This is a genomic window from Raineyella sp. W15-4, from assembly GCF_033170155.1.
GTDB lineage: Bacteria > Actinomycetota > Actinomycetes > Propionibacteriales > Propionibacteriaceae > Raineyella.
On the sequence record NZ_CP137079.1, the window covers coordinates 1,325,418 to 1,349,372 of the forward strand.

The 23,955-nt window shown below is 69.3% G+C and carries 20 protein-coding genes and 1 pseudogene; 17 read left to right on the forward strand and 4 right to left on the reverse strand.

The features are described 5' to 3' along the window. Positions 1-10: 10 nt before the first annotated feature. The 4 genes from R0145_RS06145 to R0145_RS06160 all read right to left on the reverse strand — a co-directional run bounded on the left by R0145_RS06145 (position 11) and on the right by R0145_RS06160 (position 4,700). Positions 11-1,504 (reverse strand): NAD-dependent succinate-semialdehyde dehydrogenase, encoded by a 1,494-nt coding sequence (locus tag R0145_RS06145; RefSeq protein WP_317839485.1) that lies wholly within the window; start codon positions 1,502-1,504, stop codon positions 11-13. 31 nt (positions 1,505-1,535) lie between these two features. Next, positions 1,536-2,552, reverse strand: coding sequence for a dihydrodipicolinate synthase family protein (locus R0145_RS06150; protein WP_317839486.1), 1,017 nt, complete (start codon positions 2,550-2,552; stop codon positions 1,536-1,538). A 94-nt stretch (positions 2,553-2,646) separates the two neighbouring features. Beyond that, positions 2,647-3,738: an ornithine cyclodeaminase family protein gene (locus R0145_RS06155; protein ID WP_317839487.1), complete on the reverse strand. Its 1,092-nt coding sequence runs from the start codon at positions 3,736-3,738 to the stop codon at positions 2,647-2,649. Positions 3,739-3,773: 35 nt separating this feature from the next. Then, the gene (locus tag R0145_RS06160) at positions 3,774-4,700 is read right to left on the reverse strand and encodes a VOC family protein (protein WP_317839488.1); all 927 of its coding nucleotides are present in this window, start codon (positions 4,698-4,700) and stop codon (positions 3,774-3,776) included. A gap of 160 nt (positions 4,701-4,860) precedes the next feature. Here R0145_RS06160 and R0145_RS06165 point away from each other — a divergent pair, with 160 nt between their 5' ends. From R0145_RS06165 to R0145_RS06245, 17 genes and pseudogenes are all read left to right on the forward strand, one after another. Beyond that, the gene (locus R0145_RS06165; RefSeq protein ID WP_317839489.1) at positions 4,861-5,781 is read left to right on the forward strand and encodes a LysR family transcriptional regulator; all 921 of its coding nucleotides are present in this window, start codon (positions 4,861-4,863) and stop codon (positions 5,779-5,781) included. 118 nt (positions 5,782-5,899) lie between these two features. Next, positions 5,900-7,585, forward strand: coding sequence for an MFS transporter (locus tag R0145_RS06170; RefSeq protein ID WP_317839490.1), 1,686 nt, complete (start codon positions 5,900-5,902; stop codon positions 7,583-7,585). Next, the gene (locus tag R0145_RS06175) at positions 7,572-8,699 is read left to right on the forward strand and encodes an FAD-dependent oxidoreductase (RefSeq protein ID WP_317839491.1); all 1,128 of its coding nucleotides are present in this window, start codon (positions 7,572-7,574) and stop codon (positions 8,697-8,699) included. Before R0145_RS06170 ends, R0145_RS06175 begins: the two co-directional genes overlap by 14 nt. 181 nt (positions 8,700-8,880) lie before the next feature. Next, entirely contained in the window at positions 8,881-9,087 is a 207-nt protein-coding gene (locus R0145_RS06180) for a ferredoxin (protein ID WP_317839492.1), read from the forward strand. Positions 9,088-9,089: 2 nt separating this feature from the next. Then, positions 9,090-10,322 carry an FAD/NAD(P)-binding oxidoreductase gene (locus R0145_RS06185; RefSeq protein ID WP_317839493.1) on the forward strand — a complete coding sequence of 411 codons (1,233 nt, stop codon included), beginning with the start codon at positions 9,090-9,092 and terminating at the stop codon, positions 10,320-10,322. Between the two features lie 196 nt (positions 10,323-10,518). After that, entirely contained in the window at positions 10,519-12,000 is a 1,482-nt protein-coding gene (locus tag R0145_RS06190; protein ID WP_317839494.1) for an aromatic ring-hydroxylating oxygenase subunit alpha, read from the forward strand. Then, on the forward strand, positions 11,997-12,518 hold the full coding sequence (locus R0145_RS06195) for an aromatic-ring-hydroxylating dioxygenase subunit beta (protein ID WP_317839495.1): 522 nt from the start codon (positions 11,997-11,999) through the stop codon (positions 12,516-12,518). The genes R0145_RS06190 and R0145_RS06195 overlap by 4 nt, the downstream gene beginning before the upstream one ends. Before the next feature lie 18 nt (positions 12,519-12,536). Next, positions 12,537-13,349 carry an SDR family oxidoreductase gene (locus tag R0145_RS06200; protein WP_317839496.1) on the forward strand — a complete coding sequence of 271 codons (813 nt, stop codon included), beginning with the start codon at positions 12,537-12,539 and terminating at the stop codon, positions 13,347-13,349. A gap of 82 nt (positions 13,350-13,431) precedes the next feature. Then, the gene (locus tag R0145_RS06205) at positions 13,432-14,424 is read left to right on the forward strand and encodes a VOC family protein (protein WP_317839497.1); all 993 of its coding nucleotides are present in this window, start codon (positions 13,432-13,434) and stop codon (positions 14,422-14,424) included. Further along, a complete protein-coding gene (locus R0145_RS06210; protein WP_317839498.1) occupies positions 14,421-15,890 on the forward strand; it encodes an alpha/beta fold hydrolase in 1,470 nt (489 codons plus the stop codon). Before R0145_RS06205 ends, R0145_RS06210 begins: the two co-directional genes overlap by 4 nt. A gap of 62 nt (positions 15,891-15,952) precedes the next feature. Next, complete coding sequence (locus R0145_RS06215; protein ID WP_317839500.1) at positions 15,953-17,083, forward strand: FAD-dependent oxidoreductase; 1,131 nt, start codon at positions 15,953-15,955, stop codon at positions 17,081-17,083. A 156-nt stretch (positions 17,084-17,239) separates the two neighbouring features. Then, a complete protein-coding gene (locus tag R0145_RS06220) occupies positions 17,240-18,073 on the forward strand; it encodes an alpha/beta fold hydrolase (protein WP_317839501.1) in 834 nt (277 codons plus the stop codon). A 246-nt stretch (positions 18,074-18,319) separates the two neighbouring features. Further along, positions 18,320-19,108: a metalloregulator ArsR/SmtB family transcription factor gene (locus R0145_RS06225; protein WP_317839502.1), complete on the forward strand. Its 789-nt coding sequence runs from the start codon at positions 18,320-18,322 to the stop codon at positions 19,106-19,108. Between the two features lie 3 nt (positions 19,109-19,111). Beyond that, entirely contained in the window at positions 19,112-20,545 is a 1,434-nt protein-coding gene (sufB, locus tag R0145_RS06230) for a Fe-S cluster assembly protein SufB (protein ID WP_317839503.1), read from the forward strand. Positions 20,546-20,619: 74 nt separating this feature from the next. Further along, a complete protein-coding gene (sufD, locus tag R0145_RS06235; protein WP_317839504.1) occupies positions 20,620-21,867 on the forward strand; it encodes a Fe-S cluster assembly protein SufD in 1,248 nt (415 codons plus the stop codon). A gap of 40 nt (positions 21,868-21,907) precedes the next feature. After that, a complete protein-coding gene (sufC, locus tag R0145_RS06240; protein WP_317839505.1) occupies positions 21,908-22,675 on the forward strand; it encodes a Fe-S cluster assembly ATPase SufC in 768 nt (255 codons plus the stop codon). After that, positions 22,668-23,939, forward strand: a pseudogene (locus R0145_RS06245) (cysteine desulfurase); the annotation flags it as partial. The gene sufC and the pseudogene R0145_RS06245, both read left to right, overlap by 8 nt. Positions 23,940-23,955 lie beyond the last annotated feature (16 nt).

Sequence of the window (23,955 nt, forward strand, 5' to 3'; positions counted from 1 at the left end):
GTACGTGCCCTCACCAGGAGACCGCGGTGTACTTGCTCTCCAGGTACTCCAGCAGGCCCTCGTGGCCGCCCTCCTTGCCGACGCCGGACTCCTTCCAGCCGCCGAACGGGGCCGCCGGGTCGGAGACCTTGCCGCGGTTGATGCCGACCATGCCGGACTCGAGGCGCTCGGCGATCGCCAGGCCGTTGCCGATGTCGCGGGTCTGGACGAAGGAGACCAGGCCGACGTCGACGCTGTTGGCCCGCGCGATGACGTCGTCGATGTCGGTGAAGGTCGCGACCGGGGCCACCGGGCCGAAGATCTCCTCCTCCATCGCCCGGGCGTCCAGCGGGACGCCGCGCAGCAGGGTCGGCTGGAGGAAGTGCCCGGGGGCGTCCACGGCATCGCCGCCCTGGGCGACCGTGGCGCCGCGGTCGTGGGCGTCCTGGATCAGGGCGAGCATGCCGTCGCGCTCCTGGCCGGTCACCATGGCACCCAACTCGACGCCGGGCGTCAGGCCATGGCCCACGGTGACCCTCGACATCGCCTCGGCGAAACGGCTGCTGAACTCGGCCTCGACCGCCTCGTGGACGTAGAACCGGTTGGCGGCGGTGCAGGACTGGCCGCCGTTGCGCAGCTTGGCGACCATGGCGCTGTTCACCGCGACGTCGAGATCGGCGTCCTCCAACACGATGAACGGCGCATTGCCGCCCAGCTCCATGGACGTACGCAGCACCCGCCGGGCGGCCTGCTCCAACAGGATCTTGCCGACGCCGGTCGAGCCGGTGAAGGAGATCTTGCGAACCCGCTTGTCGGCCATCATAGCGGCGACGCTGGCCGAGGAGCTGCGCGGCGTGACGACGTTGACCACGCCGGCCGGGACGCCGGCCTGTTCGAAGACCCGGGCCATCGCCAGCACGGTGAGCGGGGTCTCCTTCGCCGGGCGCAGCACGGTCGTGCAGCCGGCGGCCAGGGCGGGGCCGATCTTGCGGGTGGCCATCGCGGCCGGGAAGTTCCACGGGGTGACGAACAGCGAGACCCCGACCGGGTGCAGGGTCGTGATGATCCGGTAGTCACCGCTGGGCGCGGTGCTGACGTTGCCGAGGGCCCGGACGGCCTCCTCGGAGAACCAGCGTAGGAACTCCGCGGCGTAGTCGACCTCGCCGAGGGCCTCGCCGTACGCCTTGCCGCTCTCCAGCGTGATCAACCGGGCGATGTCGGCCTTCTGGGCGATCATCAGGTCGAACGAACGCCGCAGGATCTCGGCCCGTTGCCGGGGCGGGGTGGCGGCCCAGCCCGCGGCGGCCTCGTCGGCCGCCGTCACGGCGTCGAGGCAGTCGTCCAGGGTGCCGTCGGCGACCTCGACGATCGTCTCGGCCCTGCCCGGGTCCTCGACCGGGAAGCTGGCGCCGTCGGACGCGGCGCGCCATTCACCGCCGATGTACTGGCGGCCCTGCAGGGCTAGGTCGTACGCCGATCCCGGGGTCACGGTGCCGAGGGTGCCGGTGGTCAGGGTGCTGGTCATGGTCACTGTCTCGTTCCTCTCGGTCCCGGGCTCAGGCCCGGACCCGGCCGGCCAGGAAGGCTTCGTCAGGGTCGTCGGTGCAGGGCAGACCCGCGGCCTTCAGGCCGGCGCGCAGGGACTTCATGTGCTTGTCGGGCAGCCGCGTCATCGGGTGGCGCAGCGCGCCCCCGTTGAAGCCGGCCAGCCAGTCCTGGTACTTCCACGACGTCCGATTGAGGGTCGAGGTGCCGGGCATGTACGAGGCGCCGACCGCGTCGTTCGCGAGTCGGGCCGGCATGGTGCCCCAGAAGTTCTCCATGGCCTGTTCCCACTGGCCGTTGCGGGCCTGCCGGAACGCGGTCGGGTAGTAGTCGCCCATCCACTGGGTGTTCGAGGTGCCGGAGAACTGGATGTCCATCAGGTCCATCAGCGGCAGGCACTGGTTCTCGATCGGGTGCGAGATGATGATCTCGTCGCGGAAGTGGTGGTACATCTCGATCGAGCCGATCGGCTGCGGGTAGCCCTGCTCCGCCTTGATCGCCACGACGTTGGGGATGGTGTCGATCATCCGGCGCACCAGCGAGACCTGCATCCCGGCCGGGTGCACCCGCTCGAAGCCCCACAGCGGTATCGCGAACAGCATTACGGCCAGGTCGACGGCGTCGCAGAAGGCCTTGGTGTAGTCGTAGATCTCCTGCTCCGAGGTTGGCCAGAACTGCGCCGGGTAGGACAGCAGCGCGATGTCGGCCCCGTTCGCCTCGGCCAGCTTCGCGGCGTGGATGTTCTCCTCCAGGCTGGCGAACGCGGCGTGGAAGAAGAGCTTCGTACGCCCCGCCGAGGCCTCCCGGGCGATCGCGGTGAACTCGGCGTTCTCCTCCGGGGTGATGTTCGTCTCGGCCATGATCAGCGTGTAGTCGTAGCCCAGTCGGGCGATCAGGTCCACGTCGTGGGCGATGCCGTTGGCGTTCAGCATCTTCAGGTCGGGGGCGAACGACGGCTGGGTGACACCGGAGACGCCGGTGAGGTGCTCCCAGGCCCACTCGCGGGCCTCGTTCTTCTGGTAGTCCATGCTGTAGCTCCTCTGCTCGCTGATGGTGGATGTGGGCCGGGTCGGCTCAGCGGGGCCGCCGATCCCTGGGACATACGTGTCCGGATCGCCGGGGTCACTTGTTGATCGGCTGGATCGGCGAGTCGACGACGGTGCCGAGGCCGAGATGCTCGGCCCTGATAAGGATCTGCTCGGCGATGACGAGGTCCTGCAGGCCGGAGCCGACCGACTTGTAGACGACGATCTCCTCGTCGTTCTCCCGGGCGGCCCGGCGGCCGCTGACGATGTCGGCGAGCGAGAAGACCCGCCCGTCGAGGTCGATGCCCTCGGCCCTGGCGGCTAGGAAGTCGCCGGTGTCCTCGGTCACCTCCTCGACCATGTCGGCGACGATCCGGGCCGCCCCGGCGAGCAGGTCGGTGCCGACCTCGCGCTGTTCGGGCAGGGTGGAACCGATCGAGACGACGGTCGTCCCGGGCTCGACCCAGGCCCCGCGCAGGGTGGGGGATTCGTCCCGGGACCGGGCCGCACAGAGGATGACGTCCGCTCCGCGGGCCGCCTCCTCCGCACTCACCGCTGTCCGGACCTCCACGCCGGTCCCGGCCCTCGCGCGTTCGGCGAACGACTGCCGGGACGCCTCGCGGGGGCTGAACACCGTGGCAGAGGCGATGGCGCGGATCGTGCTCACGGCCAGCAGGTGGTTGTAGGCCTCGAAGCCGGAACCGATCACGGCGACCGAGAGCGGGCGGCGCGGCGCCGCTGCGTCCACGAAGACCGCCGAGGTCGCGGCCGTGCGCAGGCCGGTGATGTGGTTGCCGTCGACGATGGCCCGTAGCGTGCCGACCTGCCGGTCGATCAGCAGGATGGTGTAGCTGGCCTTGACGTTCTGCCGGTTGACGGTGATGAGCTTGGCCCCGACGTGGTCGCCCGAGGTCGAGATGGCGGTCATCCCGCGCAGCCAGACGCCGGTGTCGCGGGCCATGGAGCGCATCGGCGCCATCTCGGCGGTGAGGTGGCGACGGTACGCCGTCCGCAACGCGTCGATCGCCTCGCCCCAGTCGGCGAGTCGTTCGACGTCGGCAGCGCCGAGCAGGCGCAACTGTCCGGCCGGGGTGGTGACGGAGCCGTGGCCGCCGGCGGCTGGCACGGGTGACCCGTGCGTTCCGGAGATCGGCGTGCCGGAGGCGGGAGTGACGGTGCTGTGGGACATGGCGCGGTGGCTTCCTCCGAGATCGGGTACGGGCATCAGACCGGCGAGGAGGCCCAGAGCTTCTGGTCCGGGTCGTTGGCCTGGGCCTGGAGCATCCGCTCGGTGATCGGGCCGCCGAAGCCCCACTGGTCCTGCGTCTCGGGTGCCAGGTCGTAGATTCGCGGGACGTGGTGCTCGTCGTCGATGACCTCCAGGGAGGTGGTGTACTCGTGCACGTTGCCGTTCGGGTCGAGGAAGTAGGCGAAAGTGTTGTCGCCGGCGGTGTGTCGGCCAGGACCCCAGAGGACCTCCTTGCCCGCCCGCAGCAGCCGACCCGAGCCGCGCAGGTACTCGTCGATGCCGCGCATCTCGAAGGACACGTGGTTGACGGCGGTGTGCCGGCCGCGGCCGAGCCCCAGGATGTGGTGCTGCGTCCCGGCGCGCATGAAGCACAACACATTGCCCAGCCAGTCGGTCAACCGCAGGCCCAGGTACTGCTCGTAGAACGCCTTCATCGCGTCCAGGTTCGGGGTGTTGATCACGAGGTGGCTCAGCGCCTGGGGAATCGACTCGCGCTCCTCGAGCTGCCGGAAGGGCTTGGGGATGACATCGGCCGAGACCTCGACGAGCACGCCGTCCGGATCGAAGAACCGCACCCCGTACCCGCCGCCGGGGGTGTCGAGTGCACCGGGCTCACGGTTGAGGCGTACGCCGCCGGCGAGCAGGCGCTCAGCCAGCGCGTCCACATCGGCCGTGGTCTTCGCGGCGTACGCCACCAGGTCGATGCCTTTTCGGTCGTCCTCGCGCAGCCGGACCACATACTGCTCGGGATCGGCCGGGGTGCCCCAGAAGGAGATCCCGGAGTCGTCAGCGATCCGCTCCAGACCCCACAGGTCCTGGTAGAAACCGACGGCCTCCTGGTACCGGGGGACAGCGAGGTCGAGGTGGCGGACCCGGGTGACGGGGCGGAACGGTTCGATCATGGGTGGACTCCTCGTCCTTGAGGTGGGCTCGTGGGGCTTGCGGACGCCGTGCCGGTCGGGGCGATGTGACGAGGCTAGGTCGCGTGAGACCTGCGCCACCAACAATCAATATTGAATGGATATATTGACCGAATCAATGTTTTTGCGGATACTGGCGGCCATGGAACTGAACCGCGTGGACCTCAACCTGCTGGTGGCGCTCGATGCTCTGCTTGCCGAGCACAGCGTTACGCGGGCCGCCGAACGGCTTCATGTGGGACAGTCGGCGATGAGCTCGACGCTGGGCCGGCTGCGCAAGCTGCTCGGTGACCCCATTCTGGTCCGGGACGGCCGTGCCCTGGTGCCGACGCCTCGGGCGCTCGCCCTCGAACTTCCGGTCCGGCGATTGCTGGCCGACACGGAGCGGCTGCTCAGTGACGCCGGAGGTTTCGACCCCGCAGCCGATGCGCGGACCTTTACCATCCTCGCCAGTGATTTCGTGGTGATGACCTTCCTGCAGCCGCTGTTGGCCCGGCTGTCTCGCGAAGCGCCCGCGGTGAGGTTCACCGTCCTTCCGCCGGGAGAGGGATTCGAGGAGGACCTGCGCCGCAACCGCGTCGACGCCGTCGTGGTTCCCAGGGAGATCCTCCCGGGCTATCGGAAGTTCAGGCACCAGGTGCTGTTCCGGGACCGCTACGTGTGCGTCGTCGATCGGGACAACCCGGATGTCGGGGGCAGCCTCTCCGTCGAGCAGCTGTCCACGATGCCGTACCACGCCTGGGGGTCCGGGGCGCTCCCGTCACTGGTCGAGATCCAGCTCGATTCGCTCGGCATCGAGCGCCGGATCGAGCTGGTCACCACGATGGGTATCGCCCCCTTCGTGGTGCGCGGGACCCGCCTGCTGACCATCATCCCAAGCCGGCTCGCCAGTTACCCGTCGATCCTCCCCGACCTGCGCCTGTTGGAACCCCCTGTGTTGCTCGGCGGTCTCTCCGAGACGCTGCTGTGGACCGACATCAACGATGCCGACCCCGGGCACCGGTGGATGCGCAGGGTGTTCGCCGAGCATGCCGCCGCGCTGGCCGCTGCCGGCACCCAGTGATCGGATCAATAGCTGGTAACGGAAGAATGTGTTTCCCGTCACATTCGAGAGTCTTTAGTTTCGTGGTCATCCGCCCGTTCCGCGTCGGCCGACGTCGCCCGACCACCAAGGAGTCCCCATGACCACCCCCTCGTCCGTGCATGCCCCGGTGCGCGCCACGCCACCGCCCGTCACCGGATACTCGGGAACCCTGATCGCTGCTTGCTCCGCCGTCTTCGTCTCCCAGGCCATCAGTGCTCTGCCCGCCTCACTGAACGGCCTGTTCCAGTCCTCCCTCGGGATCTCCGGCATCCAGCTCACCTGGATCACCGCGGCCTTCATGGTCACCGTCGTCGTGTTCGAGTTCACCTTCGGTGTGCTGGGCGACATGTACGGCCGCAAGAAGCTCGTCCTCGGAGGCGCCGCCCTGGCGCTCGTCGGCAGCACCGTCTCCGCGCTCGCCCCCACCGTCGAGGTGGTCTGGGTCGGTGCGGCGATCAACGGCCTCGGGGCCGGCGCGATGTTCCCAGGGTCCCTGTCCCTGGTAGCCGCCATCACCCACTCCGCCGACCAGCGGGCCAAGGCGATCGCCATGTGGGCCGGAGCCCTCTCCCTCGCCTGTGCGGCCGGGCCATTGGCGGGCGGCATCCTGTCGTCCGGCGGCAACTGGCGGTTGTCGTACTGGTTCCTGGCCGTCATTGCCGTCGTTGCTCTGCTGTTGACCGCCTTCCTCGCCGTGGAGTCCTCCGCGCCCGAGGGTCGCAAGCTCGACGTCCCCGGCCAGCTTGCCTTCGCCGCCGGTCTGCTGCTCGTCCTCTACGGCGTCATCCAGGGGGCCGAGGACGGCTGGGGCAGTCCGCGTATCATCGGCGCCTTCGTCCTGGGGGCGGTGCTGTTGGGCCTGTTCGTGCTGATCGAGAACCGGGTCGCCTCGCCGATCCTGCACCTCGGCCTCTTCCGGGATCGGGCCTTCGCGTCCACCGCGCTCGTCGCGGTGCTCGGCATGTTCACTTTTCTGGGCTTCGGCTACGGCGTCAGCATGTGGCTCGGCCCGGTCCAGCACATGCCGCCGATCATGATTGCACTGGCCTTCGTGATCGTCCAGGCCCCGACCTTCGTCCTCGTGCCGCTGCTGTCCCGTCTGCTCCGGGTCGTCAGTCCGATGTGGTTGCTCGCCGGCGGGTGGGCGCTGATGGGGATCGGCACCCTGGTGTTCAGCCGGCTGGACGTCACGCACCACTCCTTCACCCCGTTGGTCGTGCCGTGCCTACTGGTCGGTTTCGGTTTCGCCCTGGCTCTGAACTCGATGACGGCCGTCGCGCTGAACAACGTGCCGATGCACCTGGTCGGCATGGGCAGTGCGACCATCAACATGATCCGTGACCTCGGTTTCGCTCTCGGTCCGGCGCTGGTCGGCTCGATCGCGCTGGGCCACGCCGCCCGCGCCTTCGACCGGAACCTCGGCACCGCCGGTCTGTCACCGGCGGACCTGCAGGCGGCCCAGCAGGTGAACCAGCTCGCCGGCCCGCTGGCTGTGAATGGCTTGCCACAGGGTGCCCCTGGCTCGCTGGCGTCCGGCATCGCCCTGCAGTCCCTGGGTGACGGGTTCTCCCGTGGTCTCCTGGTGGCTGCCATCGCGGCCTTCGCCGCCGCGGTCCTCACCGTTGTCCTGATGGCCGGTGTGACGGTGCATGACCCTGACCCCGAGGCCCTTTTCGACCCGCTGCATCCGGCCGTCGACTCCACCCCGGTTGTCGACCTGCCGATCCCTGTCCACCCTGACCAGCCCGGCTTCGAGAGGGGCACTCGGCATGACCACGCCTGAATCCGCTCTCGTCATCGGCGGAGGCTTCTCGGGGACCTCTGCTGCCCTCGAGCTGGCGAAGCGTGGCGTACGTGTCGACCTTGTCGAGATCAGTGCCGAGTGGGGGTCGTACGGTGCCGGGATCAGCATCGGCGGCCCCACGTTGCGGGCCCTGCGGACCCTGGGCGTCCTGGATCGGTACCTCGCCGAGGGAGCGGCCTTCGACGGGACGGACGTGCTCACCGCTGAGGGACGGCCGCTGGCCGCCCTGCCCACCCCCCGAGTGGCCGGGGACGATGTCCCGGGCAACGGTGCCATCATGCGACCGACGCTCCAGCGGATCCTGTCGGAGGCCGCCGTGGCCGCCGGCGTCCGGGCTCACCTGGGCAGCACCGCGACCGACCTGATCGACGACGGCGACGGCGTCACCGCCGTCCTGACCGACGGGTCCCGGGACCGCTACGACGTCGTCGTGGCCGCCGACGGCCTGTACTCCCGGACACGCCGGACACTGTTCCCCGATATCCCCGGCCCCCGCTACAGCGGGCAGGGGGTGTGGCGGGCTGTCCTGCCGCTCGATCCGGCCATCGACCACACCACTCTGTGGGTCGGTGACGACCTCAAGGTCGGGCTGAACCCCGTGTCCGACCGTGAGATGTACCTCTTCGTCAACGAGAACATCCCGGTCCACCGCCGGGTGCCCGACGACGAGCTGCTGCCACGGCTGGGAGCCCTGCTCGAGCGGTTCACCGACCCGCGGGTGCGGTCCGCCCGCGACCACCTCTCCGGGACCTCGCTCATCTCCTTCCGCCCCCTCGAGGGGCTGCTGGTGTCCACGCCCTGGCATGCGGGCAGGGTGGTGCTGATCGGTGACGCCGTGCACGCCACCACGCCGCACCTGGCGTCGGGGGCCGGCATCGGGATCGAGGACGCCATCGTCCTGGCCGAGGAACTGTCCTCTGGGGGTGAGGTCGAGGATGCGCTGGCCGCTTTCGAACGGCGTCGCTGGGACCGGTGTGCGATGGTCGTCCGCAACTCCGGTCGCCTGGGCGAGATCGAGATCACCGGCGGGGATCGCCACGAGCATGCTGACCTGATGGACGCGTCGTTCACCGCCCTGTTGCAGCCGATCTGACCGCAGTACGCCCCCGTACGGTCGGGCCTGACCTGTGCATCTCTATTGATGGAGTCAATGTGGATCATCATCAACAACCGTTTTTCAAAATGTGACGTACGTCCTACGGTTTTCGGTATCGACCAGCGCCCACGGCGCTCCCACCGACCATCACCACGATGCGCAGGAAGGCAAGGAAGCCATGAGCATCTCCATCACACTCGATACCTCCAAGTGCCAGGCCTACGGGCTGTGCATGGGCATCGCCCCCGACCACTTCGATGTCCCGGCCGGCCGGTCCATCGCCGTCCTGCTGCGCGACGCCGCAGAGGACGACGAGCGGGAGGATCTCGAGGAAGCCGTCCGCAGCTGCCCGGCGCAGGCCATCACCCTCATCGCGATCGGCTGATCATGGGTCAGCCGAAGAACGTCCTCGTCGTCGGAGGCTCCGCTGCCGGCCTGGCCGCGGCCGACGGTCTACGGGAAGGCGGACACGAGGGCCTGATCACCCTCCTCACCGCGGAGAAGCAGGCCGGGTACGATCGGCCGACCCTCTCGAAGGCCCTGCTCTCGGGGACCGGCGAGCCCGAGGTCCGTGCGTTGCGTAGCCCCCAGCACTTCGCGGACAAGGACCTTCGGCTGCGCACCGGCGTCAGCGCGGCCCGGCTCGACCCCGAGCGCCGGGTCGTCGTCGCGGACGGCGGCGAGGAGTTCCCGTACGACGTGCTGGTGATCGCCACCGGCGTCCGCAACCGCACCCTCACCACCGACGAGGGAGAGGTACTGCCGACGATGCGGACCAGCGAGGACCTGGCCGTGATCCGTGACCGCGTCGCAGCGAGTGAGGCGATTACCGTGGTCGGCGCCGGATTCATCGGTCTCGAGGTCGCGGCGAGCCTGCGCGAGCGGGGCAAGGAGGTCACCCTCTTCGGCGCCCATCCGCTGCCGATGGACCACATCATCGGCCCGGAGGTCGCCGGGATCATCCGTGATGAGCACCGCCGCCACGGTGTCGATCTGCGCGCCGAGACCTTCGTCACTGGGATCGGCGGCGAGGCCGGCGGGTACGTCCTGCGCTACACCGACCGCGAAGGCATCGAACACACCCACCCCAGCGGGTGCGTGATCGCCGGCATCGGCGTCACCCCGAACATCGAATGGCTGGAGGACTCGGGCCTGTGCCTGGACGGCGGTGTGGTCACCGACGCGGCGGGACGGACGAACCTCCCCGAGGTGTGGGCCGCCGGCGACGTGGCCTATTACTTCCACCCGCTCTACGACGAGCTCGTCCGGGTGCACCACTGGACGAACGCGGTCGAACAGGGCCGGGTCGTCGGCCTCAACATCGCCCGGGGCACCGACACCGCGTTCCGGACCGTGCCGTACTTCTGGACCGACATGTTCGGCCGCAAGTACCACTACTACGGCCGTCGCCGGGGCGGCGACGAGTCCGTCCTCGCGGTCGGGTCGTACGCCGACGACGAGTTCCTGGTGATGTTCGGCGCCGGCGGGAAGATCCATGCCGTCGTCTCGCGTGGGTGCGGACGCGTCCTGCGTGGCTACAGGAAGCTGCTGCAGTGCGGAGCCGGCTGGGACGAGGCGCTGGCCCACGCGGGCATCACCACCGCACGAGCCGGGGCCTGAGCCCGCTGCGATCGAGACAGGACCGACCGGTACGCCGGACCCGTATACAGGGCCACTGCTCCGGGCCGGCACCGGCACCGCTGTCCACCGTCACCCTCCCCACCATCACGCACCCGCCCCGCCCCGCCCCGACACCCCGCGTGGGCCGGTTTCCCGGCCACCGCACACCACCCGCCAAAGGTTCGAAGGAGAACCCATGCACCGGTACCAATCCCCGAGCCCGGACGACGCCGCGTACATCGACGCCGTCGTCGACCGGGTCGAGGCCTCGCTCGACGAGAGCCTGCTGCCCGTCGACATCTTCAACGACGACCGGATCTTCGCCGCCGAGATGCAGCGCATCTTCACGAAGAACTGGGTCTTCATGGGTCACGAGTCGGAGATCCCGAACAAGGGGGACTTCGTGATGCGCCGGATCGGCGTGGACCGGGTCATCCTGGTCCGCGACAGCACAGGCACGATCCGCGTTCTGAACAACCACTGCCGCCACCGCGGTACGGAGATCTGTCACGAGGACAGCGGCAACACCTCGGTCTTCAAATGCCCTTACCACGGCTGGGCGTACAAGAACGACGGTGACTGGGCCGGTGCCCCGCTGATGAAGGACGCGTACGGCGAGAAGCTCGACGCGCGTGACTGGGGCCTGCTGCGCGCGCCCAAGGTGGAGACCCTGTTCGGGTTCGTCTTCGCCTCGCTGTCCGAGGACGTTCCGCCGCTGCGCGAGGCGCTCGGCGACGCGGTGTGGGCCTTCGAGGCGATCTTCAACCTGCACGAGGACGGCGTGGAGGTGCTCGGTCCGCCGGAGGTCTTCACCGTCAAGGCGGACTGGAAGAACGGTGCGGAGAACTTCGCGGGCGACGCTTACCACGTCGGTACCACCCACTACTCCAACACCCTGGACGGCTTCATCCCCGGCTTGAACAACGTCGCGGTGGCGGCCCACGGCTACGACTTCGGCAACGGCAACAGCTTCATCGGTCACTCGATCCACGAGCTGATCGCGCCGCCGTTCACCTTGTGGGGCTATCCGGAGGAGGTGCGCAGCCAGTTCCAGTTCGACCGTCTCGACGATGTGCAGCGGGAGATGATCGAGAACCGCCCGCCGACCATCGGCACGATCTTCCCGAACCTCAGCTACCTGCGCTTCCCCCAGCCGTACAAGGAGAACGAGTGGCCGATCCCGTTCACCAATATCCGCGTCTGGCAGCCGGTCGCGCCGGGCGTGATGGAGCTGTGGACCTGGGAGTTCGAATACACCTGCGCCCCTCAGGAGTACAAGGACAAGGCCTACCTCGCCGGCCAGTACGGCTTCGGCTCCGGAGGTGTCTTCGAGCAGGACGACACCGTCGTCTGGGAGGGCATCGCCAAGGCGGGCAAGAGCTCCTGGGCCCGGGAGGCCGGTATGCGCCTGCACCTCAGGCAGAAGCGCAACGGGCCCGACCCCGAGTGGCAGGGTCCCGGCAGGTACTACGAGTCGATCCTCGGTGAGTACCTCCAGGAGGAGTTCTACCGCCGCTGGGTCAAGGAGATGCGTTCGCACAAGACCACCCAGCCAGCAGAGATCAGGGCCGCCGGGATCGCGGCCGGCGGGGCCGAGACCGTGGGGACGACGGCGAGCACCGAAACCGCGCTGGCCGCCATCGCCGAGACCGAGAAGAAGCAGGGGGCCCTGGCATGACCAGCGAACAGGTCGACCTGACCGCCGAGCAGCTGCGCCACCTGGCCGAGGATTTCCTGGCTCGCGAGGCCAAACTGCTCGACGAGCGCCGCTATGACCAGTGGCTGGAGATGATCGACGACGACGTCCTCTACGAGGTGCCGATCCGCGCCGCGAAGTTCGACTACGACGAGGAGACCAGCGCCGGCGCCTTCCGCATCCGTGACGACAGGTACCTGCTCGCGCTACGGGTGAAGCGGTTGGCCACCGGCCAGGCCTGGGCCGAGGTGGCCCCGTCCCGGACACTCCGGGTCGTCGGCAGTGTCATCGTCGAGCGGGGCGAGCTCCCGGACGTGATCAACGTCGAGAGTGCCGTCCTGCTCTACCGCCAGCGCGGCCACGACGAACTCGGCGACATCATCCCTGTCCGCCGGACCGACCGACTGCGGATCACTGACACCGGGCTCAAACTGTTCCGTCGCCACGCCGTCCTGGCCACCGCCATCTTGCACACGCCGAACCTCGGCGTCTTCCTCTGATCACGAAAGGTCCGCACCATGCAGATGCTCGAGAACGACGTAGTCCTCGTGATCGGTGGAGGATCCGGGCTGGGCCTCGGGGTCGTACGGCACTGTCTCGGCGAAGGGGCCCGGGTCGCGGTTCTCGAGGTCTCGACGGCGAAGGTCGAGCAGCTGCGTGAGGAGTTCGGTTCCGACGTCCTGACCATCCGCGGTGACGTGACCGAGCTCGCCGACGTCGAGTCGGCCCGGGAGGAGATCCTCGCGACGTACGGCCACATCGACGCCGTCATCGCCTGCCAGGGCATCTTCGACGGACAGGTCCCGGTCGCCGACATCGCCCCCCGGCGACTCGCGACCCTGTTCGACGAGGTGTTCCACGTCAACGTGCTGGGCCACCTGCTGGTGGCCAGCGTGTTCCGCGAGGCACTCGCCGCCCGTCAGGGCGCCCTCGTCCTCACCTCTTCCACCGCTGCGTACGCCGCTGACGGGGGAGGGGCCGTCTACACGGCAACCAAGGGGGCGATCCGTAGCCTGGTCGGCCAGCTGGCCTTCGAGTTCGCCCCCGACATCCGGGTGAACGGGGTGGCCCCCGCCGGGATCGCCGGCAGCAAGCTGGCCGGCCCGGGCACCCTCGGGCTCGCCGGGGCCACCCAGGACGCCATCCCCAAGGACGCCTTCCTGTCCACCTTCCGGCGCGTGTCGCTGCTCCGGGAGTTGCCCACCGCCGAGGAGTACGGACCCGTCTACGCCTTCCTGGCATCGCGTCACAACACGATCATGACCGGCCAGACCGTCGTGGCCGACCAGGGGCTGCTCAACCGCGCGGTCCTGACCGCGCCGGCCCGCTGACGCGACCGGCGGCCTGACCGCGCCGGCCCGCTGACGCCGCGCACCAGCTTTCGACCCACCCCCATCGCCGAGGAGGCGACCTGTGACCACCACCAAGAACTACGGCCTCACCGGCCTGGAGGAACTGCGCTTCGCCGTCGAGGACCTGGCGGCCGCCACCCGCTTCGCCGAGGACTGGGGACTGACCCGCCTCGACGACTCCGCGGAGTTCCGTGCCATCGACGGTTCCCGTGTCGAATTCGTCCGTACCGACCTGTCCGACCCGCGGGCCACCCCGGTCGGGGACGCCAGCGGTCTGGCCGAGATCACCTGGGGCGTACGCTCCGCCGACGATCTGGAGGCTCTCCGTCGGGAACTGGCCACCGATCGGGAGGCGGTCATCGGTCCGGACGGGGTGCTGCGCAGCCACGACGACCTCGGCTTCCGGCTGGCGTTCCGCATCACCCGCCGGGAGAAGGTCGACTATGCCGTGACCCGCTACAACTCCCCGCAGCAGCCCGATCGGATCGACAGCCGCGCCGCCCGTTACGACCGCGCTGAGCCGTTCCAGCTCAGCCACCTGGCCATCGGCGTCGATGACGCCTGGCAGGCTGCCCAGTTCTACCTCGACCGGCTGGGCTTCCGGGTCTCCGACCGGTACGCCAACCGGGGGATCTTTGCCCGCTGTTCCGCCGAGGGCAACCACCACGACGTGTTCTTCATGAACGCCAAGCAGCCGGGGACCCGCTTCAACCACCTGGCCTGGAAGGTCCGGGATGTGCACGAGGTGATCCTCGGTGGCCAGGCCTTCGACGCGAAGGGGTGGCAGACCTTCGCCGGCCCGGGCCGACACCTGGTCTCCTCGGCCTGCTTCTGGTACTTTCTCACCCCGTTCGGCGGCTCGTGGGAGTACGCCGCCGACGAGGACATGGTTACCGAGCAGTGGGAGCCACAGGATTTCGCGGCCGAGGCGCACATATTCTCCCAGTGGACCTTCGGGCTGGAGAAGTCGGACGGCACGCTGCGCGGACCGATCTCCGGCAGTCGGCCGGCCGCGAATGACCCGCGCGACCCGGAATCGATGGTGGTCGGATGACCACCCCCGGGACGGTGACTGCAGCGCCGGAGATCATTGCCTCGACGAACGCGGGGCCGGCCACCACCACGTGGGTCGAACTGCTCGATACCCAGGTCAGGATCCTCCGGGGCCGCTACCGGACCCGCGTCCTCGAGGCGGGGCAGGGGCCCGCGCTGGTCCTGCTGCACGGCACCGGAGGCCACCTGGAGAACTGGGTGCGCAACATTCCCCGGCTGTCCCGGCACTTCCACGTGATCGCGCTGGACTTCCTGTGGCACGGACGCTCCCAGACCGAGGACTTCGACCCGGAGCTGATCCCGCCCCTGGTCGACCAGGTCACCGATGTGATGGATGTGCTCGGCATCGAGACGGCCGCGGTCGAGGGGCAGTCGCTCGGCGGCTGGGTCGCCATGCAGCTGGCCCTGCGCCATCCGGAGCGGGTGGGCCGGTTGGTGCTGACCACCACGATGGGTTTCGACCCGGCGGAGGGTGCCATCCCCGGCTTCGTGGAGCCGAACTGGGCGTCGAACCTCGCCGGTTCCCTGGACGTCTTGCGGAACCCGACCTACGACAACGTCCGCACCCGGATGACCCGAATCCTCGCCGACCCGGAACGGATCACCGACGAGGCGATCCTGATCCGCCAGGCGCTGTACCGGCAGCCGGCGCTGGCGGCGGTGCAGCAACGGTTCATCACCGAGTACCAGACCGGTGACGCGGTCCGTCGTCACCGGGTGTCCGACCCAATGGCCGGGGAGATCGCCTGCCCGACGCTCGTCTACTGGGGCGACCACAACCGCACCCCTCCGGCATACGGCCGGTATCTCGCCGACCGGGTCCGGGACGGCCGATTCCACTGCGCCGCCGACACCGGGCATTGGGCGCAGTTCGAGAGCGCGGAGCAGCACGACGCCGTCGTCACGGCGTTCCTGCTCGGGGTGGACTCCGTCCGGGGCACCGCGACCGGTCACGGGACGGAGTCCGAGCACCTCATGGAGCACGATCACTGCGCCGACCCCGTCCGGACCACAGGAAGGAACGAGCCGATGGCGGACGTCACCGGGCGCTGGGACATCGTCAGTTGGGTGCAGGACTTCGACGACGGTCGGCAGGTGTATCCCCTGGGCGAGGAGCTGGAGGGCTTCATCCGCTACACCCCTGACGGCGACATGGTCTGCCTGATCGCCCGGGCGGACCGTACGCCCTTCACCACCGGTGGACAGTGGAACGCTGCCGATGTGGAGAAGGCTGCCGCCTATTCGTCCGTGCTCGCCTACGCCGGGACGTACGACATCGAGGGCGACACCGTCGTCCACCACGTCGACCTGAGTCTCTTCCCCAACTGGGAGGGTGGTGACCAGCGTCGCCGCTTCATTCTCCGTGAGGACGGCACCCTCGCCCTGGAGGCCCGCCTCGAGGACGGCACCGCCGAGGCCCGTACCGCCCGCCTGGTCTGGCGGCGTCCGGCTGACCGGGCCGCCTGACCCTCGCTCACCCATCACCTCGGCCACCCACCACTTCGGGCCCATCACACAGGAGTGACACCATGACCATCCCCGACACCTTTAAGGTCCTGATCATCGGCGGCGGCACCGGCGGCATGTGCAGCGCCATCACCGTCGGCCGCCTCGGTGCGGACGTCGACCTGATCGACATCGACACCAACTGGCGTCCCACCGGTGCCGGCATCACCATTACCGGTGCGACCCTGCGTGCGCTCAAGGACATCGGCGTCTACGACGAGATCGCCGCGCAAGGCTACGTGGGCGACGGCATTCGCGTCTGCACGGTCGACGGCGAGTTCATCCGGGAGATCGCGACCCCGATCCCGGCCGAGGCCGGCGTGGCCGGCTGCGGTGGCATCACCCGACCGGTGCTGCACAGCATCCTGTCCAGGCACGTCCGAGAGGCCGGCACCGACGTCCGTCTCGGGCTGTCGGTCGACCGGCTCGAGCAGGACGCCGACGGAGTGAAGGTGACCTTCAGCGACGGCACCAGTGGCCGGTACGACCTGGTCGTCGGTGCCGACGGCATCAACTCGCGTACCCGCGAGCAGATCTTCCCGGAGGCACCGAAGCCTGAATACACCGGACAGAGCGTCTGGCGGATCTTCACCGAGCGACCCGAGGGGGTCGACCAGCGCCACTTCTTCCTGGGCGGGAGGAACAAAGTCGGCTTCACCCCGGTGTCCGACACTGAGATGTATCTCTTCGTGAACCAGCGCACGGAGAAGATCTGGCGCGATCCGGAGACCCTGCCGGCCGAGCTCCGCAGCCTGCTTGAGGGCTACGGGGGGCACGCCGGCCGGATCCGCGACGCGATCACCGACGACACCGAGGTGATTTTCCGGCCCTTGGAAGCCTTCGTCCTGCCCGCTCCGTGGCACGTCGGACGTGTCGTGTTGATCGGGGACGCGGCGCATCCCACCACGCCGCAGCTGGCCTCCGGCGCCGGCATCGCCGTCGAGGACGCCCTCGTCCTGGCCGAGGAGATCGCCCAGGCCGGTGGCGACGTGCCCGGCGCCCTGGCCGCCTTCACCGCCCGGCGGGAGAAGCGGTGCCGGCTGGTGGTGAACAGCTCGGTGAAGATCGGCCGGCTCGAGCAGGCCCAGGCCTCACCCGAGGAACAGACCGCCGTCGTCGACGAGGCCCTCGCCGCGCTGGCGCTGCCGATCTGAGCCAAGCCGGTCCCATTTGCGAATCGATCAGAGGGCTGCCGCCGTGTTCGTCAGGGCGGCAATCCTGTGGACACCACCTGCCGCCGCGCCTAGCGTGAACGGCGATTGCCCAGGAACCACCGGGCCCGCAACGAGGCGCCCCCGAAAGGACCCACCATGAGCGAGTCGAACCCCGAGATCGGCCGGTCCGTCCGGACCGGCGACATCGTCACGAACTACCACGACGTCGGCGAGGGCGCGCCGGTGCTGCTGTTCCACGGCTCCGGCCCCGGCGTCAGCGCCTGGGCGAACTGGCGGCTGCTGATCGGGGCACTGTCGCCGAAGTACCGGCTGCTGGCACCCGACTTCGCCGGCTTCGGCTACACCGAGGTGCCCGGAGACATCACCTACAGCCGGCAGGTCTGGCTGGACCAGATGATCGCCTTCATGGATGCCCTCGGGGTGGAGAAGGCCTCCGTCGTCGGCAACTCCTTCGGCGGCTCGATGGCCCTCGCGCTGGCCATCCACCACCCGGAGCGGGTCGACAAGGTCATCCTGATGGGCGCCGCCGGAGTGCCCTTCGAACTGACCGACGGCCTGGACCGGGTCTGGGGCTACCAGCCCTCGATCGAGAACATGGGCCGGCTGATGCGCGAGACCTTCGCGTACGATCCCGCGCTGATCAGCGATGATCTGGTCCGGATGCGCTACGGGGCGAGCGTCCGCCCCGGCGCACAGGAGGCGTTCTCCAGCATGTTCCCCGTCCCGCGTCAGCACGGTGTCGACGGGCTCGCGCACACCGAGGACGAGGTCCGTACGGTGCGGCACCGCACCCTGATCGTGCACGGCCGCGACGACAAGGTCATCCCGCTGTCCAACTCGTTGACGCTGCTCGACTGGATCGACGACAGCCAGCTGCACGTCTTCGGCCGCTGCGGGCACTGGACCCAGATCGAGAAGGCGGGGGAGTTCGCCCAGCTGGTGGGGTCCTTCCTCGACGGCGCGGCCTGACCGACGGGCTCAGTGGTCGGGGCGGTCTGGGGCCTGGCCAGGTATCTGGGGGTTCCGGCCCGGGCGAAACGCATCAGTGCCCCGGCCGCGGGACCCTGACACCGTCCATCATGCGGCAGCGGCACGGCGGCGGTTTGACTTCGTCCTGATTAAGGCAACAATGGCGTTGTGAAATCTTCCCGGGTGGACACGACGCGTCCGTCCGATGGTCAGCCGGCCACCGCGACGGAGCGGACGGTGTTGCCCATGCCCAGCGTGCCCGACGCCGAGCGGACGACCCGGGAGCGGGTGGCCCGCTCTATCCTCGAGCACGGCCCGTCGACGGCGGGTCAGCTCGCCGAGCGGCTCGACCTGACCCCCGCCGCCGTCCGCCGCCATCTGGCCGTCCTCGAGGAGGAGGGCGACCTGCGCAGCGAGGAACAACGAGTCTACGGGACCCGCGGCCGCGGGCGCCCCGCGAAGGTCTTCCTGCTCACCGACGCCGGCCGCACCCACTTCCCCTCCTCGTACGACGAGCTGGCGATCCAGGCGCTGCGGCAGCTGCAGGCGCTGGCCGGCGACCCCGCGATCGAGCGGTTCGCCGAGGACCGGGTCGCCGACGTGGTCCGGCGCTACCAGGTGATCCTCGAAGAGGCCGCCGCCGAGGGGGAGGCGATCGCCGCCCCCGAGGCACTGGCGCGCGCGCTGAACGACCAGGGCTACGTCGCGACGATGCAGCCCGCCTGGACCGGCGAGCAGCTCTGCCAGCACCACTGCCCGGTGTCCCACGTCGCGGTGGAGTTCCCCGAGCTGTGCACGGCCGAGACCGAGGTGTTCTCCCGGCTGCTCGGCGTCCATGTGCAGCGCCTCGCGACGATCGCCGACGGCAACGGCGTGTGCACCACCCACATCCCCGACCCGGCGGCCGTCTCCGGCCGCCGCCACCCCCATCCGGCCGACGCGCCCACCACGACGCGTACCCCGGCCAGGACCCCGACCGACGCACCCGCCGCCGCGGCGCGTGCCACTACCGATGCCACCCACCAGGAGGGCTGACCGATGACGCAGGTGACCAACGAGCCGCAGCTCACCCAGGCCGAGCAGATCGATGCGCTCAGCCACTACGGGTACGGCTGGCACGACCGCGACGAGGCGGGTGCTGCCGCCCAGCGCGGGCTCAACCCGGCCGTCGTCGGCAACATCTCCGGGCTCAAGCACGAGCCCGAGTGGATGCTGCAGCGCCGGCTCAAGGCGCTGAAGCTCTTCGAGCGCAAGCCGATGCCGACCTGGGGTGCCGGGCTCGACGACATCGACTTCGACAACATCAAGTACTTCGTCCGCTCCACCGAGAAGCAGGCCGCCTCCTGGGAGGAACTGCCGGCGGACATCAAGAACACCTACGACAAGCTGGGCATCCCCGAGGCGGAGAAGGCCCGGCTGGTGGCCGGCGTCGCCGCCCAGTACGAGTCCGAGGTGGTCTACCACAAGATCAACGAGGAGCTCGAGCGCCAGGGCGTGATCTTCCTGGACACCGACACCGGCCTGAAGGAACATCCGGAGATCTTCGAGGAGTACTTCGGCACCGTCATCCCGGCCGGGGACAACAAGTTCGCCTCGCTGAACACCGCGGTGTGGTCCGGCGGCTCGTTCATCTACGTGCCGAAGGGGGTCCACGTCGAGATCCCGCTGCAGGCCTACTTCCGGATCAACACCGAGAACATGGGCCAGTTCGAGCGGACGCTGATCATCGCCGACGAGGGCTCCTACGTCCACTACGTCGAGGGCTGCACCGCGCCGATCTACAAGTCGGACTCGCTGCACTCCGCGGTGGTGGAGATCATCGTCAAGAAGAACGCCCGGGTGCGCTACACGACCATCCAGAACTGGTCGAACAACGTCTACAACCTCGTCACCAAGCGCGCCACCTGCGAGGAGGGCGCGACGATGGAGTGGATCGACGGCAACATCGGGTCCAAGGTCACGATGAAGTATCCCGCGGTCTACCTGATGGGCGAGCACGCCCGCGGCGAGACGCTGTCGATCGCCTTCGCCGGCGAGGGGCAGCACCAGGACACCGGCTCGAAGATGGTCCACCTGGCGCCGAACACGTCCAGCTCGATCATCTCCAAGTCCGTCTCCCGCGGCGGCGGCCGGGCCTCCTACCGCGGCCTGGTGCAGGTCGAGGAGGGGGCGCACAACGCGAAGTCCTCGGTGCGCTGTGACGCGCTGCTGGTCGACACCATCTCCCGCTCCGACACCTACCCGTACGTCGACATCCGTGAGGACGACGTGTCGATGGCCCACGAGGCCACCGTGTCCAAGGTCTCCGAGGACCAGCTGTTCTACCTGATGTCGCGCGGCATGGCCGAGGACGAGGCGATGGCGATGATCGTGCGTGGCTTCATCGAGCCGATCGCCAAGGAGCTCCCGATGGAGTACGCCCTGGAGCTCAACCGGCTGATCGAGCTGCAGATGGAAGGGGCCGTCGGCTGATCCGCCGCCTCCGTCCGTCCCACCCGTACGCCCCGTACGACGACCACCCGTACGCATCGAAGAGAGTGACCCCGTTGTCCGTCGATACCGCCTCCACCGAAGGCACGACCGCCGCCGAGCCCGCCACCCGCCCGTCCACGGACGGCGCGGCCGCTCCGCGTGTGCCCAGCCTGCCGAAGATCGCCTCCCACCTGCACGCCACCCCGTCCTGGGACGTCGCCGACTTCCCGGTGCCGAAGGGGCGCGAGGAGATCTGGCGGTTCACGCCGCTGAAGCGGCTGCGGGGGCTGTTGGAGGCCGAGGCCACCGGTGACCGGCTGCAGTGGCAGACCACGCTGCCCGAGAGCGTCACGCTGACCCGGATCTCCGGCGAGCAGGCCCGCGCCCTCGGCGGCCGGGCCCCGATGGACCGGCTGGCCGTCCTCGCCGCGGCGAACGCGGACGGCGCCGTCCGGGTGGACATCCCGGCCGAGACCGAGGTGACCACGCCGGTGATCCTCACCCTCACCGGCACCGGCGCCGAGACGGTCGTCCACGAGCACCTGGTGATCACCGTCGGTCACCACGCCACCGCGACCATCGTCCTGGAGCACCGCGGATCCGCGACGTACGACGCGTACGTCTCGGTCCTGGTCGGCGACGGGGCCACCGTCAACCTGGTCGAGCTGCAGCTGTGGGACGACGACGCGGTGCACACCGGACAGACCTCGGTCCGGGTGGGGCGCGATGCGTCGGTGACCGCGGTGACCGCCACGCTCGGCGGCGACCTGGTCCGGCTCACCCAGACCACCGACTACGCCGGCGTGGGCGGCGAGCTGCACCAGTACGGCGTCTACTTCGCCGACGCCGGCCAGCACCTCGAGCACCGGCTGCTGGTCGACCACGCCACCCCGAAGTCGGTCTCCCGGGTCGACTACCGCGGGGCGCTGCAGGGCGAGGGCGCGCACACCGTGTGGATCGGCGACGTGCTGATCCGCAAGACCGCCGAGGGGATCGACACCTACGAGACGGACCGCAACCTGGTCCTCACCGACGGCTGTCGCGCCGATGCCGTGCCGAACCTGGAGATCGAGACCGGCGAGATCGGCGGGGCGGGGCACTCCGCCACCACCGGCCGGTTCGACGACGAGCAGCTGTTCTACCTGCAGAGTCGCGGCATCCCGGAGGCGGAGGCCCGCCGGCTGGTGGTGTTCGGCTTCTTCACCGAGATCATCACCAAGATCGGCGTTCCCGACATCGAGCAGCGCCTGCTGGCGGCCGTTACCGAGGAGCTCTCGGCGACCGTCGGCGCCCCGGCGCCGGCCGCCCCGGTCCAGGCCTGACCGCACCCTTCCCGACTTCGTCCAACCCAGGAGACCACCCATGGCAACCCTCGAGATCCACGACCTGCACGTCCAGGTGGAGACCGACAACGGCCCCAAGCCCATCCTCAAGGGCGTCGACCTCACCATCCGCTCCGGCCAGACCCACGCGATCATGGGGCCGAACGGCTCCGGCAAGTCGACCCTGGCGTACACCCTGGCAGGGCATCCGAAGTACACCGTCACCGGCGGCACCGTCACCCTCGACGGCGCCGACATCCTGGCGATGAGCACCGACGAGCGGGCCCGCGCCGGCCTGTTCCTGGCCATGCAGTACCCGGTCGAGGTGCCCGGCGTGTCGGTGGCGAACTTCCTGCGCACCGCCAAGACCGCCGTCGACGGCCAGGCGCCGAAGATCCGCACCTGGACCAAGCAGGTCACCGGGGCGCTGGCCCGGATGGACCTGGACGCCAGCTTCGCGCAGCGGTCGGTCAACGAGGGCTTCTCCGGCGGCGAGAAGAAGCGCCACGAGATCGCCCAGCTCGAGCTGCTCAACCCGAAGGTCGCGATCCTCGACGAGACCGACTCCGGCCTCGACATCGACGCGCTGCGCGTCGTCTCCGAGGGGGTCAACCGCTTCATCGCCCAGGGCGACCGTGGTGTGCTGCTGATCACCCACTACACGCGGATCCTGCGCTACATCACGCCCGACGTCGTGCACGTCTTCGTCGATGGTCACATGATCGCCCAGGGCGGCCCCGAGCTGGCCGAGGAACTCGAGGCGGAGGGCTACGACAAGTACGTGAAGGCGGCCCGGATCGATGCCTGACACCCTGACCTCCACCGGTGGGCCGGCCCGGTCGGCGGCCGACGGCTACGACATCGAGGCCGTCCGCAAGGACTTCCCGGTGCTGGAGCGTACGGTCGGTGATTACCCACTGGTCTACCTGGACTCGGCGAACACCTCGCAGAAGCCCCGCCAGGTGATCGAGGCGATCACCGACTTCTACGCCCACCACAACGCCAACGTCGCCCGCGCCATGCATCTGCTCGGCGCGGAGGCCACCGCGGCGTACGAAGGCGCCCGCGCGAAGATCGCCGGATTCATCGGCGCCGCCGACTCGCGCGAGGTGATCTACACCAAGAACGCCTCCGAGGCGCTCAACCTCGCCGCGAACACCCTCGGCTCCCGGCTGGGTCCCGGCGACGAGGTCGTCGTCTCGGTGATGGAGCACCACTCGAACCTCGTCCCCTGGCAGCTGGTCTGCCAGCGCACCGGGGCGACGCTGCGCTGGTTCGACGTGACCGAGGAGGGACGGCTCGACCTGGCGAAGGCCGAGGCGGAGGGTCTGGTCAACGAGCACACCAAGGTGGTGGCGATCACCCGCCAGTCGAACGTGCTGGGCACCATCAACCCGGTCACCACCGTCGCCCGGATGGCGCACGCCGTCGGCGCCGTGCTGGTGATCGACGCGTCCCAGTCGGTGCCGCAGCTGACGACCGACGTGCAGGCCTGGGAGGCCGACCTGGTCGCCTTCACCGGCCACAAGATGCTCGGCCCGACCGGGCTCGGCGTGCTGTGGGGCCGTTACGACCTGTTGGAGCAGCTGCCGCCGTTCCTCGGCGGCGGGGAGATGATCGAGGTCGTCCGGATGGAGGGGTCGACGTACGCCCCGCCGCCGTACCGGTTCGAGGCCGGCACCCCGCCGATCGCCGAGACGGTGATGCTGGCGGCGGCGATCGACTACCTGAACGGCATCGGGATGGACCACATCGCCGCCCACGAGCAGCGGATCACCGGTTACGCCCTGAAGCGGCTGGCCGACGTCAAGGGCCTGCGGATCCTCGGCCCGACCGAGGCGGTCGACCGGGGTGGCGCGATCTCGTTCACCCTCGAGGGGGTGCACCCGCACGACGTGATGACCATGCTCGACGCGCGCGGCGTCGCGGTCCGCGGTGGCCACCACTGCGCCCGGCCGCTGCACGACCGGTTCGGGATCCAGTCGTCCACCCGGGCGTCGTTCTACCTCTACACCACCGAGCAGGAGATCGAGGCGCTCGCCGAGGCCCTCGACCACACCCGGGACTTCTTCGACCGGCCGCGCTCCG

Bases quoted from the DNA above. Each gene is read 5' to 3' on its own strand.
- R0145_RS06145 (WP_317839485.1), bottom strand. From the start codon at position 1,504: ATGACCAGCACCCTGACCACCGGCACCCTCGGCACCGTGACCCCGGGA.
- R0145_RS06150 (WP_317839486.1), bottom strand. From the start codon at position 2,552: ATGGACTACCAGAAGAACGAGGCCCGCGAGTGGGCCTGGGAGCACCTC.
- R0145_RS06155 (WP_317839487.1), bottom strand. From the start codon at position 3,738: ATGTCCCACAGCACCGTCACTCCCGCCTCCGGCACGCCGATCTCCGGA.
- R0145_RS06160 (WP_317839488.1), bottom strand. From the start codon at position 4,700: ATGATCGAACCGTTCCGCCCCGTCACCCGGGTCCGCCACCTCGACCTC.
- R0145_RS06165 (WP_317839489.1), top strand. From the start codon at position 4,861: ATGGAACTGAACCGCGTGGACCTCAACCTGCTGGTGGCGCTCGATGCT.
- R0145_RS06170 (WP_317839490.1), top strand. From the start codon at position 5,900: ATGACCACCCCCTCGTCCGTGCATGCCCCGGTGCGCGCCACGCCACCG.
- R0145_RS06175 (WP_317839491.1), top strand. From the start codon at position 7,572: ATGACCACGCCTGAATCCGCTCTCGTCATCGGCGGAGGCTTCTCGGGG.
- R0145_RS06180 (WP_317839492.1), top strand. From the start codon at position 8,881: ATGAGCATCTCCATCACACTCGATACCTCCAAGTGCCAGGCCTACGGG.
- R0145_RS06185 (WP_317839493.1), top strand. From the start codon at position 9,090: ATGGGTCAGCCGAAGAACGTCCTCGTCGTCGGAGGCTCCGCTGCCGGC.
- R0145_RS06190 (WP_317839494.1), top strand. From the start codon at position 10,519: ATGCACCGGTACCAATCCCCGAGCCCGGACGACGCCGCGTACATCGAC.
- R0145_RS06195 (WP_317839495.1), top strand. From the start codon at position 11,997: ATGACCAGCGAACAGGTCGACCTGACCGCCGAGCAGCTGCGCCACCTG.
- R0145_RS06200 (WP_317839496.1), top strand. From the start codon at position 12,537: ATGCAGATGCTCGAGAACGACGTAGTCCTCGTGATCGGTGGAGGATCC.
- R0145_RS06210 (WP_317839498.1), top strand. From the start codon at position 14,421: ATGACCACCCCCGGGACGGTGACTGCAGCGCCGGAGATCATTGCCTCG.
- R0145_RS06215 (WP_317839500.1), top strand. From the start codon at position 15,953: ATGACCATCCCCGACACCTTTAAGGTCCTGATCATCGGCGGCGGCACC.
- R0145_RS06220 (WP_317839501.1), top strand. From the start codon at position 17,240: ATGAGCGAGTCGAACCCCGAGATCGGCCGGTCCGTCCGGACCGGCGAC.
- R0145_RS06225 (WP_317839502.1), top strand. From the start codon at position 18,320: ATGCCCAGCGTGCCCGACGCCGAGCGGACGACCCGGGAGCGGGTGGCC.
- sufB (WP_317839503.1), top strand. From the start codon at position 19,112: ATGACGCAGGTGACCAACGAGCCGCAGCTCACCCAGGCCGAGCAGATC.
- sufC (WP_317839505.1), top strand. From the start codon at position 21,908: ATGGCAACCCTCGAGATCCACGACCTGCACGTCCAGGTGGAGACCGAC.